Raw genomic sequence first — 12,401 nt, forward strand, 5'->3', positions numbered from 1 at the left:
GCCGGTCGCCCGGCGTGTTTTCGGATGACGGTACGACGAGCGGCGGGCAGTGCCCGAGCCGGATGAGCCGGACGTCGGCCGGCTCATGAACGTTCGGGGGCGCACGCTGGACGCGCGGCCCCTCTCGAACGTCTATGGGACGATGTTGACCAGCTTGGGCGCGCGCACGATGACCTTACGCGGCGCGCCACCGGGCAGGAACGCCTGGACCTTCTCCGACGCCAGCGCCAGCGCCTTCAGGTCCGCCTCGGAGATCTCCGGAGAGACCTCCAGCCGGTCGCGCACCTTGCCCGCGACCTGGACGACGCAGGTGACGGAGTCCTGGACGAGCAGTGCCGGGTCCACCGCCGGCCAGCCCGCGACCGCGACCGAGCCGCTGTGTCCCAGCCGCTCCCAGCCCTCCTCGGCCGCGTACGGCGCGACCAGGGAGAGCATGACCGCCAGCGTCTCCGCGGCCTCCCTGACCGCGGGGTCGGCGGCGCCGGGCCCGGAGTCGATGGCCTTGCGGGCCGCGCTCGTCAGCTCCATCATCCGGGCCACCGCGACGTTGAAGCGGTGGGAGTCGACCAGCCTGGTGACCTCGTCGATCGTGCGGTGCACGACCTTGCGCAGGTTCAGGTCTCCACCTGCGAAGCCGACGCCGGGAGCGGAGGCCGCCCCCGCCTCGGCCATCACGCGGAACGCCCGGGCCAGGAACTTCTGGGACGCGGCCGGCGAGACGTCGGCCCAGTCGATGTCGTCCTCGGGCGGGCCGGCGAAGACGACGGTCAGCCTGACCGCGTCGACACCGTAGGCGTCGATCTGCTCACCCAGGTCGACGCCGTTGCCCAGCGACTTGGACATCGCCTTGCCCTGGTTGATGACCTGCCCCTGATTCAGCAGGCGGGTGAAGGGCTCGACGAAGTCGACCATCCCCATGTCGTGCAGGACCTTGGTGAAGAACCTGGCGTACAGCAGGTGCAGCACGGCGTGCTCGACACCCCCGACGTACTGGTCGATCGGGCCCCACCTGCGGACGCCCTCGACGTCGAACGGGCCGTCCTCGTAGGAGGGGTTGACATAGCGCAGGAAGTACCACGAGGAGTCGACGAAGGTGTCCATCGTGTCGGTGTCGCGCCTGGCCGGGCCGCCGCACTTGGGACAGGAGACGTTGACCCAGTCTTCGGCCGAGGCCAGGGGGGAGACCCCCTTGGGCGCCAGGGCCTCACCCCGCAGGTCGGGCAGGGTGACGGGCAACTGGTCGTCGGGGACGGGGACCTCGCCGCAGTCGGCGCAGTGGATGATCGGGATCGGGCAGCCCCAGAAGCGCTGGCGGGACAGCAGCCAGTCACGCAGCCGGAAGTTGACCGTGAAGCGGCCGGTGCCCCGCTCGCTCAGCACCTCGATGATCTTCCGGATCGCGTCGACCTTGGTCAGGCCGTCCAGCGGGCCGGAGTTGACCATCGCACCGTCACCGGCGGTGGCGATGCCGGTCTCACCGGGGTCGGCCAGGCCGGTGTGCACGACGACCCGTACCGGCAGGTCGAAGGCGCGGGCGAAGTCCAGGTCGCGCTGGTCGTGCGCGGGCACGGCCATGATCGCGCCATGACCGTAGTCGGACAGCACGTAGTCGGCCGCCCAGACCGGCATGCGCTCCCCGTTGACCGGGTTGATCGCGTACCGGCCCAGGAAGACGCCGGTCTTCTCCTTCTCGGTGGACAGCCGGTCGATGTCGGACAGCTTGGACACGTCGGCCCGGTAGGCCTCGAACGCCTCGCGCCGGTCATCGGCGACGATCTCCTCGGCCAGCGGCGCGTCCGGGGCGACCACGAAGAAGGTGGCGCCGTACAGGGTGTCGGGACGGGTGGTGTAGACGGTGACCGGCTCGTCACGGCCCTCGATCACGAAGTTGACGTCGGCGCCCTCGGATCGGCCGATCCAGTTGCGCTGCATGGTCAGCACGCGCTCGGGCCAGCCCCCCTCCAACTGGGCCATGTCGTCCAGCAGCCGGTCCGCGTAGTCAGTGATCTTGAAGTACCACTGGGTCAGCTCACGGCGGACGACCTCGGCACCGCAGCGCTCGCACCTGCCGTCCTTGACCTGCTCGTTGGCCAGCACGGTCTGGTCGTTGGGGCACCAGTTGACCAGGCCGCCCTTACGGTAGGCCAGGCCGCGCTCGAAGAAGCGGATGAACAGCCACTGGGTCCATTTGTAGTACTCGGCGTCGCTGGTGTGCAGGCGGCTGGACCAGTCGAAGGAGATCGCGTAGCGCTTGAAGGAGTTGGCCTGGGTCTCGATGTTGGCGTAGGTCCACTCGGCGGGGTGGGCATCGCGCTTGATCGCGGCGTTCTCCGCGGGCAGGCCGAAGGAGTCCCAGCCGATGGGGTGCAACACGTTGTAGCCGCGCTGCACCCAGTAGCGGGATACGACGTCACCGATGGCGAAAACCTCTGCGTGTCCCATGTGCAGGTCGCCCGAGGGGTAGGGGAACATGTCGAGCATGTAGCGCCGCTCACGCGGGTCGGCGGGGTCGTCGGAGGCCCGGAAGGGGTCCAGTTCCTCCCACCGGCGCTGCCACTTGACCTGCAGGGCCTGCGGGTCATAGTGCTGCTCGTCGCTCTGCATGTCGGCTCGCTCGCTCACGTCGATTTTCCCTCGGGTATGTCTGCGTGGATGGTCTGACCCGCCTGGCCCAATGCAAAAACCCCCCGCTCACGCGGAGGGCGGCCGCATCGGCAGGGCGCTCAGGGGCGGGGAGGCCGATGCGGCCCGGTAAGCAGGCTCGCGGCACGCATAGAGCAAGACTATCGCAGCCCGCAAGGCATATTCGTGGCCTGGGGAAACAGGCCCGATCACGGCAAACAGGAGACAGCCGTCCGAGCAGGTCGGCAGAATGAGGATTTCCGCACTCTCCGGAGCGAACGAGACCCGATGGCTATGCACCTGTTGTGACCTCGTACGTCCTTCGCGTTTACTCTTTTCACCGTGGCACATTCAGTAGAGCCGGGGCGGGGCCCGGATCCGTTGGAGGTCGGCCTGCCCATGCAGGACCCACCGACCGACCCAACCGGACTCCAGTTCAGAGGGGCGTTCTCCAGTTTCCCTGCGAGCCCCCCCGTCTCACGTGAGATCATGCCCAATACGCCTAATTCGGGCACCCACGCGGGAGGTAAGGAAAGCATGGCCTCGGAGCAGTCCAGCCAGTCCCACCTGCCTCCGGCATGGCCGGAGGCTGCCGAACCGTCACCCTCGTGGACGAACGACCCTCTTGGCACCGGCCCCCGGCTCCCCCGCCCGCAGGAGGAGCCGCAGAGCGGCAACGGCTCCTGGCAGACCTCGCCCGGCGGGGGGCAGCGCGTCTCCGACCCGCAGGCCGGTTCGCCCGGCCAGACCTCCCCGGGCGGCGGCTGGGCACAGACCTCCGACCCGCAGAACAACGGCTGGGCACAGGCGTCGACCCCGCAGAACGACGGCTGGGCACAGGCCGTGGCTCCCCAGAACGACGGCTGGGCGCAGGCGCCGGCCCCGCAGAACGACGGTTGGGCACAGGCATTGGCTCCGCAGAACGACAGCTGGGCACAGACCTCCGACCCGCAGAACAACGGCTGGGCACAGGCCTCGGCCCCGCAGAACGACGGCTGGGCGCAGACCTCCCCCGGCGAGGGCTGGGCACAGGCCTCGAGCCCGCAGAACGACAGTTGGGGGCAGGCTTTCAGCCCGCGGAACGACAACTGGGCACAGGCGTCCGGCCCGCAGGGCGGCGGCGATCCGCACCAGACCTCCCCTGGCAACGGGTGGCCGCAGCCCACCTCGTCACAGGGCGGCGGCTGGTCACAGGCGTCCGGCCCGCAGGGCGGCGCCGACGACCACAATCCGTCCTCTCCCGGCAACGGGTGGCCACAATCCATCCCCACTCCCCAGTCGGACCCTCGGGGCCAGGCCTCCCCGGGCGGCGGCTGGGCACAGGCCGCCGCGCCCTCGCACGACGGCTGGGCGCAGGCGTCCACCCCGCGGAACGACGGCCGGACGCACCCGTCAGGCCCGCAGGGGGACGCGCGCGGGCAGCAGGCTCCCGGCGGGAGTGAGGCGTGGCAGGCCGCACCGCCGCGCGACGCCTCCGGCCGCCCTCCGGCTCAGCCGGTGGAGAACAGCGTGTGGCCGCCCACTCCGCCGGCGGAGAACGCCGGCTGGCCGCCCGCCCCTCCGGCGTCCGGCGCCACCTGGCCGCCCGCTCCCCCCATGGGAAACCAGGGTTTCGCCGAGGCACAGACCTCGACGTTCCCCTCCTCCTGGGCCGGCCCTCCCGCCGAGGGCCCCGCCGCTCACTTCGGCGACGCCTCCGCGGGCACCGTCCCCCCGGACGGGGGCGGTGGAAACGGCGCCGGAAACGCGCGGCGCAGCTACGGCGTGCCGGACAACCCCGCCATGTGGGCCATGGCCGCGGCGAACGCGGCGGCGGCCTCCCAGGCCCCCTCGCCCCAGGGCGCTCCCGTTCACCCCGGAGCCGCTCCCCAACCGCCACAGCCCCAGCCGGGACAGCCCGCGCATCCGGGGCAACCCGGCCATCACCTGAGCCGCGACCCCTCCGACCCGAACAAGCCGTTCGTCACCGCCGGCCAGATCAGCGGTCCGAAGACCCCTCCGCCCGAGCGCCAGCAGGAGCTGTGGAACACGGTCTTCGGCGACAACTACCAGGCCATCGAGGACGAGGACGAGTTTGAGGAGCGGGGTCGGCCCGTCTGGATCTTCGCGCTGGCCGGATCTGTGATCATCGCGCTGGTCGGCGCGGTGCTCTGGGCGTTCCTGGCCGGGCCGCTGGCCTCCGCCGAGGAGGAGATCGCCGAGCCCAAGCCCTCGGCGGCTCCCCAGAAGACCGCCAAGCCCGCCGCCATCGGTCGCCTGCCACGGTTCACCGGCGATCCCTCGCCGGTGGCCGGTACGCTCACCGACCAGCCGGCGGGGATCACCCTGGCCCAGCTCGGTGCCCCGTGGCGGCAGGACCAGCGCCCCAGCGTGCCCACCACCTACGGCTTCACAACCCGCCAGTACCTCCCCGCCGGTACGGACTCCACGGGCAAAACCCAGTTCGCGCAGCTGATGTCGGGCCCGCTCTCGCCTCGTTTGAAGAGCAAGTACACCTCGCCGGAGAACCTCGCCCCGGTGATCAACGCGGTGGCCTCCACCGGTCGCAAGCGGTTCTTCCCCGAGGACAACACCGCCCGCAAGACCGCCCAGCAGACCCTGTCCGTGAACGGCCTGCCCGGCCAGCTCTCCGCGTACGAGATCACCTCGGGCGGTTCGAAGACGACCATGGTCGTGGCGGCCGTGAGCACCGGCGCCGACCTGCCGGCGATCGTCTACATGTCGGTGCCGGACAGCAAGAAGGAACTGCTCCCCGACATCAACACGGTCTTCAAGTCGATCCGCGTGCCGGGGCGGTGACCTCGCCGGTTCGAACGGCTCAGCGGGCGCACTCCATGTTCTGACCGGGCCGGAGTCGCCCGGGCCCGCCGTCCCGCCGGCGGTCTCGTTTCGCCCATCACCACCGGCGGGGTGCGGCAGGACCTCAGAAGTCGCAGTCGAGGTGCTTGATTCCGTTGATGAAGCTGGATCGCAGGCGGTCGGGCTCACCGACCGAGCGGATCGCGGGCAGGCGGGTGAACAGCTCGCGGAACATCACGGTGATCTCGCGGCGGGCCAGGTGGGCACCGAGGCAGAAGTGCGGCCCGGGTCCGCCGAAGCCGACGTGCGGGCCCTCGGTGCGCAGGATGTCGAAGCGGTGCGGGTCGGTGAAGACGCTCTCGTCGCGGTTGGCCGCCCAGTAGTAGAGCAGGACCTTCTCACCCTCGCGGTAGAGGTGACCGTTCATCTCGTGGTCGCGGGTGAGGCTGCGGCGCATCCAGGCGACGGGCGAGGCGAGGCGGACGATCTCCTCGACGGCGCCGGGCAGGCGCCCGTCGAGATCCTCGAGCAGCAGGGCCCGCTGGTCGGGGTTCTCGGTGAACAGGTGCAGGCCGTGCGAGATGGCGTTGCGGGTGGTCTCGTTGCCCGCCACCACCAGCAGGATGAAGAACGAACCGAGTTCCTGCATCGTCAGCTTCTCGCCGTCGATGTTGGCGCTGGTCAGAGAGGTGGTGAGGTTCTCTCCGCCCTCGGCGGCCAGGGAGACGACGAGGTCCTGGAGCCGCTGCCCCGCACCGAGGAGCGACTCGGCCGCGAGGCTGATGTCGGCGATGAACTCGGGGTCGCCGCCCGACAGGATGATGCTCGTGGCGTCGAAGACCGTCTGGTAGTGCTCGGGGCCGATACCCATCATGTCGCAGATGATCTTCAGGGGCAGCTTGGCGGCCACCTCGGTCACGAAGTCACAGCCGGGCCCCCTGGCGATCAGCTCGTCCACGATCCGCACGGCGGTCGCCTCGACGTCGGCCTCGAACTGCTTGATCATCTTCGGCGTGAACGCCCGGGAGACGATCCGGCGGAGCCTCGCGTGCCGGGGATCGTCCATGCTGATCATCGAGCCGAAGTACTCGCTGAAGTCGGGGCCGAGGTCCTGGATGGACGTCGCCCCCCGGCCCGAGGAGAAGATCTCGGGGTGGCGGCTGGCCTCGGTGATGTCCGCGTGCCGGACCAGGGCGTAGTAACCGGGGCCGGGAGGCATGAAGGAGATCACCGGCTCGGCGAACAGGATCGGACCCGGCTGCGCGCGGAGCACCGCGAAGGCGGCCTCCCGCTCGGCCATCGGACGCTCCCAGAAAGCGATGTCCGACAGGTCGATGTCCGCGAGTGAAACCGTCACGCCAGCCTCCACTAGAATCCTATTCGGTTTTACCGATCCTGCCACAGGATCCTCAGCGCAACCAGTCGAGAACGATGTCGTTGACTTCCCTGGGCCGTTCCAGATGCAGGAAGTGCCCTGCCTGGAGAACATGCTCCACCCTGGAGCCCGGCGGAAGGAAGGCCGCGGCCTGATCGACCTGCTCCATCCCAAGGCAGCCGTCACGGACCCCGTGCAGGTAGAGGATCGGAACCTGCCCGCCGGTCGCGGACTGCTCGGCGGTGTAGCGGCCGGTGGGTGCCACCGTGCCGAGCATCGCCCGGTAGTAGCCGATCGCGGCGGCGAGATTCTCCGGGGAGCCCAGGGCGCGCCGTACGAATGTGACGTCCTCGGCCGCGTCGTAGCCCGGCGACCAGTCGCGCCACAGCCCCTCGATGAACCCGTCCCGCGACAGAGCGGCCTCGGCGAGCCCGGTCTGGAAGAGGAAGATGTAGAACGACCGCTTGAGCTGCTCGTAGTCGAGGAAGCCAGCCAGCATCGCGCCCATCGGGGGCACCGCCATCGCGACCGCCCTGCGCCAGCGCTCCGGGGCGAAGGCGGTGGCGCCGTAGACGGGGAAGGCGCCCCAGTCGTGGCCGATGAGCACGGCGTCGCCGTCGCCGCCGAGCGCCTCGTGCAGCGCGCAGGCGTCGGCGACCAGCGCCCCGCCCTCGTAGGCGCCGTCGGCGGGGATCGAGGTGGGCGCGTAGCCGCGCATGAACGGCGCGACCGCGCGGTAGCCACGCCCGGCGAGCTCGGGCAGCAGGTGCCGCCAGGTGTGCGCGGTGTCGGGGAACCCGTGCAGGCAGAGTGCGAGCGGCCCCTCCCCTGCCGACAGGTACGCGAACTCGACGCCATTGGCGGTGACGGTGCTGATGTCCATGAGGCGGAACCTAGCATTCGCTTGGCCGGCGCGGCGGTGATCGCCCCAACCCCTCGCCCGGCGTCGGCGGTCAGGTCGTGTACGGCAGGTGCTTGACCCCGTTGATGAAGTTGGAGAGCAGATAGGAGGGCTCACCGGCCGAACGGATCTCGGGCAGGCGGGTGAACAGCTCGCGGAACATCACCGTGACCTCCCGGCGGGCCAGGTGGGCGCCCAGGCAGTAGTGGGGGCCGGGGCCGCCGAAGCCCACGTGCGGGTTGGGGTGGCGGGTGATGTCGAAGGCGTCGGGATCGGTGAAGACGCTCTCGTCGCGGTTGGCGGAGTTGTAGAAGAGCAGGACCTTGTCGCCCTTGCGGTACTGCTGCCCGTTCATCTCGTGGTCGCGAGTGACCGTACGGCGGAACTGGATGACCGGGGTGGAGTAACGGATGATCTCCTCCACCGCGCCGGGAATGTGTTTTTCGAAGTCGCCGACGAGCAGTTCCCGCTGCCCGGGATTGTCGGTGAGCAGCTTGAGGCCGTGCGAGATGGCGTTGCGGGTGGTCTCGCTTCCGGCGACCACCAGCAGGATGAAGAACGAGCCGAGCTCCTGCGGGGTGAGGTGCTCATCGCCGTTGACCAGCATGCTGGTCAGGTCGCCCGTGGAGGCGCCCCGGCGCTCGCGGCCGAGCCTGGCCGCCAGCCTGCTCAGTTCGCGCCCGGCGGCCAGTAGCTTGACCAGGCCCCGGGCCACGTTCCAGCGGTTCAACTCGGGATCGATCCCGGTGTACTCGGAGTCGGCGTTGCCCAGGATGATGTTGGTCGCGCGCAGGACCCGGTGATGGAACTCCGGGGGGATGCCCATCATGTCGCAGATGACCTCGACGGGCAGCCGGGCGGCCACCTGGGTGACGAAGTCACCCGGCCCCTCGGCGATCGCCTCGTCCACGATCCGGGTCGCCGCCCGCTGCAGGTCCTCCTCCATCTTCGCCAGGACCCTGGGGGTGAAGGCCCTGGAAACGATGCGGCGGAGTCTGGCGTGCCGGGGGTCGTCCATGTTGATCATCGAGCCGAAGTACACCGCCAGCCAGCGGGGCATGTCGGCGATGCTGTTGGCGGTCGGCTCACTGCTGAACACCCCGGCGTTCCTGCTGGCCTCGGAGACGTCGGCGTGCCGCACCAGGGCGTAGTAGCCGGCCCCGTGCCCGATGAAGGGGATCTTGTTCTCCTTCGTGAACACCGGCCGGTCCAGCGCGCGGAGACGCCGGAATGCCTCCATGCGCTCCCGCTGGGGAAGCCCCCAGAACGGAATCTCCGACAGGTCGATATCCGCCATGTTCACGGTCATTGCCCTAGATTCATGCAAGTACTTACTTACGTCAAGTGTGAGCCATAGCACACTTTGTCTGCTTATAGTCGGCGCCCTTAGCGGTCTGCGGCGATGAGGTCGGCGGCCCTCTCGGCGATCATGACGGTGGGCGCGTGGGTATGCCCTCGGTTGATGACCGGCATGACAGAGGCGTCGACCACCCGCAGACCCGCGATCCCGCGGACCCTCAGGGCGGGGTCCACCACCGACTCGGGATCCTCACCCATCCGGCAGGTGCCGACCGGGTGGTAGAGGGTCTCGCTACGCTCGCGGATCCAGCGGACGAGCTCCTCGGTGCTCCTCGCCCCCCAGTACGGGTCCATCGGGGGCCCCGCGAGCGGCCGGAGCGCCTCGGTGGCGAACAGTTCCCCGGCCTTCCGCAGCCCGGCCACCTGCCGCCGGACGTCGGCCTCCGCCGTCAGGTAACCGGGATCGATCACGACGTCGCGGCCGTCCAGCGAGACGCGGCCGCGGCTCTCGGGCTGGAGCAGGATCGAGGCGATGGTCAGGCCGTGGCCGGGCGGCGGGGTGAGGCCGTGGTTGACGAAGGGGCCCGGAGCGAAGATCAGCTCGATGTCGGGGGCGTGCTCCTCGGGAGAGGTGCGGATGAACGCCACGGCCTCGCCGACGTTGGAGGTGAGCATGCCCCGGCGGCCGACCAGGAAGCGGAGCAGGTTGCCCGCCGACTCGGCGCCGGCGAGCGTGATCGGCTCGGGGCAGTGCAGGACGACACCCGAGGCCAGGTGGTCCTGGAGGTTGGCGCCGACCTCGGGAAGTTCGTGGACCGGCTCGACGCCGGCGGCCCGCAGCTCGTCGGCCGGGCCGAGGCCCGACAGCATCAGCAGGTGCGGGGAGCCGATCGCCCCCGCCGACAGCACGACCTCCCTGCGCGCCCGCACCACGGTGCCCCCGTCACCGTCACCGCCGCACTCCACGCCGGTCGCACGCCCGCCCTCGATGAGCACCCGGCTCACCTGCGAGGAGGTCAGCACCGTGAGGTTGGGCCGCTTGGCCGCGGGTCCGAGATAGGCGTCGGCGGAGCTCCAGCGGCGCCCCCGGTGCTGGGTGACGGGCGTCGGCGAGCAGCCCTCGTTGGAGGGGCCGTTGAGTTCCTCCAGGCGGGCGATGCCCAGCTCCTCGCAGGCCCGCAGGAAGAGCGCGGTGGCGCGGTTCGGGGAGCGCAGCTCCGAGATGTGGATCGGGCCCTCCGTGCCGTACACACCGCCGCGGTTGGAGCCGGCGCGGCGCTCGATCCGGTGGAAGTAGGGCAGGACCTCGTCGTAGGACCAGCCGGGCACGCCCCAGCCGTCGTAGTCCGCACGGTGCCCGCGTACCCACATCTGGGCGTTCATCGAGGAGGAGCCGCCGAGCATCCGGCCGCGCGGCCAGTAGAGCTCCCTGCCGGAGAGCTCGGGCTGCTTGGCGGTGGTGAAGTTCCAGTCGTGTTTGGTCTTGAACAGCTTGGCGAAGCCGGCCGGCATCCGGACCTCGAGCCTCTTGTCGGAACCGCCCGCCTCGATGAGGACGACCCTCGTGCCCGGGTCCGCGGAGAGACGGTTGGCCAGCACGCACCCCGCCGACCCCGCGCCCACGATGACATAGTCGTACTCCACGCTCACTGACCCCTCCTCGCACAGACGGTCAGCTCGCCTCCCCGTAGCGGGCTCTTATCTACTTACTCCCCCATGGTTTGCCCGTCAATTTGTAACCAAAGTTACCTACCAGTAGGTATCTAGGGACTGCCAGTATGGGCGAGTCAGAGCTCGCTCGGAGGAGGACGCACGATGCTCAACCTGTCGATCGCACTGGAGGACAGCGCCCGGGAGAACCCCGACCGCACCGCACTGGTCTTTGGTGACCTGCGGCTGCCGTACTCCCTGGTCAATACCGTCGCGAACCAGGTTGCCAACCTACTGGTCTCCAGAGGAATCGGGAAGGGCGACAAGGTCGCGCTGGCCTGCCCCAACCTGCCGTACTTCCCCTTCGTCTACTACGGCATTCTCAAGACCGGTGCCACGGTCGTGCCGCTCAACGTGCTGCTGCAGTCCAGGGAGATCGCCTACCACCTGGACGACTCCCAGGCCAAGGCACTGTTCTGCTTCGAGGGCACTCCCGAGCTGCCGCTCGGCGAGCGGGGCAAGGCGGGCTTCGAGGGGTCGTCGGCGGAGCACTTCTTCGTGCTGCCCGCCGCCGCGTTCGCCACCGAGTCCGAGTACGGCGAGACGCTCTGGGCGGCGCTCGACGGCGTGTCCGGCGAGTTCGAGACCGTGCAGACCGCACCCGACGACACCGCCGTGATCCTCTACACCAGCGGCACCACCGGCCACCCCAAGGGCGCTGAGCTCAGCCATCAGAACATGCTGCTCAACGCCATGGTCTCCGATGAGATGTTCCCCCGCACCGAGGGCGGCGACGCCTACCTGGCGGTGCTGCCGCTCTTCCACTCCTTCGGGCAGACCGTCATCATGAACGCCGGTTTCCGGCGCCAGGCGACCATCGTGCTCGTGCCGCGCTTCGAGCCGGGACCCGCCCTGGAGCTGATGCGCGCCGAGAACATCACGCTGTTCGCGGGCGTGCCGACCATGTACTGGGCCATGCTGACGAAGATCCACGCCGAGGGTGACGAGGTGCCCACCTCGCTCAGGGTCGCGGTGGCCGGCGGTGCGTCCTCACCCGTCGAGGTGCTCAGGGACTTCGAGCAGACCTTCGGGATCGGGATCCTGGAGGGGTACGGCCTGTCGGAGACCTCACCGGTGGCCAGCTTCAACCAGCTGGGCAGGCCCACCAAGCCCGGCACGATCGGCACGCCGATCTGGGGTGTGGAGATGAGGCTGGTCGACGGCGACTGGAAGACGATCGAGGGCGAGGGCCCCGGCGAGATCGCGATCCGCGGCCACAACGTGATGAAGGGCTACTACAACCGGCCCGAGGCGACCGCCGAGGTCATGAGGGACGGCTGGTTCCGCACCGGCGACATCGCCACCCGCGACGCGGACGGTTACTACGCCATCGTCGACCGGGCCAAGGACATGATCATCCGGGGTGGCTTCAATGTCTACCCGCGCGAGCTCGAAGAGGTCCTGATCACCCATCCGGAGGTCTCCCTCGCCGCGGTGGTCGGAGTCGCCCACGACTCGCACGGCGAGGAGGTCAAGGCGTACGTCATCCGCACCCCCGGCGCGACGATCACCGAGGACGAGCTCATCGCCTGGGGTAAGGAGAACATGGCCGCGTACAAGTATCCGCGGATCATCGAGTTCCGTGACGCGCTGCCGATGACCGCGACGGGCAAGATCCTCAAGCGCGAGCTGCGCTGAGCGGTCCGCACCCGCCTGGCCGATGAGGCCACGGCGGCGGGGCCGGGTTCCGGGAGG

7 protein-coding genes are annotated in these 12,401 nt (G+C 69.7%); 2 read left to right on the forward strand and 5 right to left on the reverse strand.

The features are described 5' to 3' along the window. Positions 1-132: 132 nt before the first annotated feature. Positions 133-2,604 carry a leucine--tRNA ligase gene (gene leuS / locus ABZ260_RS34215; protein ID WP_355626009.1) on the reverse strand — a complete coding sequence of 824 codons (2,472 nt, stop codon included), beginning with the start codon at positions 2,602-2,604 and terminating at the stop codon, positions 133-135. Between the two features lie 555 nt (positions 2,605-3,159). Between leuS and ABZ260_RS34220 the strand changes: the two genes are divergently transcribed. After that, positions 3,160-5,421 (forward strand): hypothetical protein, encoded by a 2,262-nt coding sequence (locus tag ABZ260_RS34220; protein WP_355626005.1) that lies wholly within the window; start codon positions 3,160-3,162, stop codon positions 5,419-5,421. A gap of 124 nt (positions 5,422-5,545) precedes the next feature. On the opposite strand, the gene ABZ260_RS34225 is transcribed toward ABZ260_RS34220, so the two are convergent. The 4 genes from ABZ260_RS34225 to ABZ260_RS34240 form a co-directional block, all read right to left on the reverse strand. After that, complete coding sequence (locus ABZ260_RS34225) at positions 5,546-6,721, reverse strand: cytochrome P450 (RefSeq protein ID WP_355626010.1); 1,176 nt, start codon at positions 6,719-6,721, stop codon at positions 5,546-5,548. A gap of 109 nt (positions 6,722-6,830) precedes the next feature. Next, positions 6,831-7,679, reverse strand: a complete 849-nt coding sequence (locus ABZ260_RS34230) for an alpha/beta hydrolase (protein WP_355626006.1) — start codon at positions 7,677-7,679, stop codon at positions 6,831-6,833. Positions 7,680-7,749: 70 nt separating this feature from the next. After that, positions 7,750-9,006 (reverse strand): cytochrome P450, encoded by a 1,257-nt coding sequence (locus tag ABZ260_RS34235; protein ID WP_355558866.1) that lies wholly within the window; start codon positions 9,004-9,006, stop codon positions 7,750-7,752. 77 nt (positions 9,007-9,083) lie between these two features. Then, entirely contained in the window at positions 9,084-10,646 is a 1,563-nt protein-coding gene (locus tag ABZ260_RS34240; RefSeq protein WP_355626007.1) for a GMC family oxidoreductase N-terminal domain-containing protein, read from the reverse strand. Between the two features lie 165 nt (positions 10,647-10,811). On the opposite strand from ABZ260_RS34240, the gene ABZ260_RS34245 reads away from it, so the two are divergent. Continuing rightward, positions 10,812-12,344, forward strand: a complete 1,533-nt coding sequence (locus ABZ260_RS34245) for a long-chain fatty acid--CoA ligase (RefSeq protein WP_355626008.1) — start codon at positions 10,812-10,814, stop codon at positions 12,342-12,344. The last annotated feature ends 57 nt before the right edge of the window (positions 12,345-12,401 follow it).

The organism is Streptosporangium sp. NPDC006013 (genome assembly GCF_040614275.1).
In the GTDB taxonomy this organism is placed as follows: Bacteria; Actinomycetota; Actinomycetes; order Streptosporangiales; family Streptosporangiaceae; genus Streptosporangium.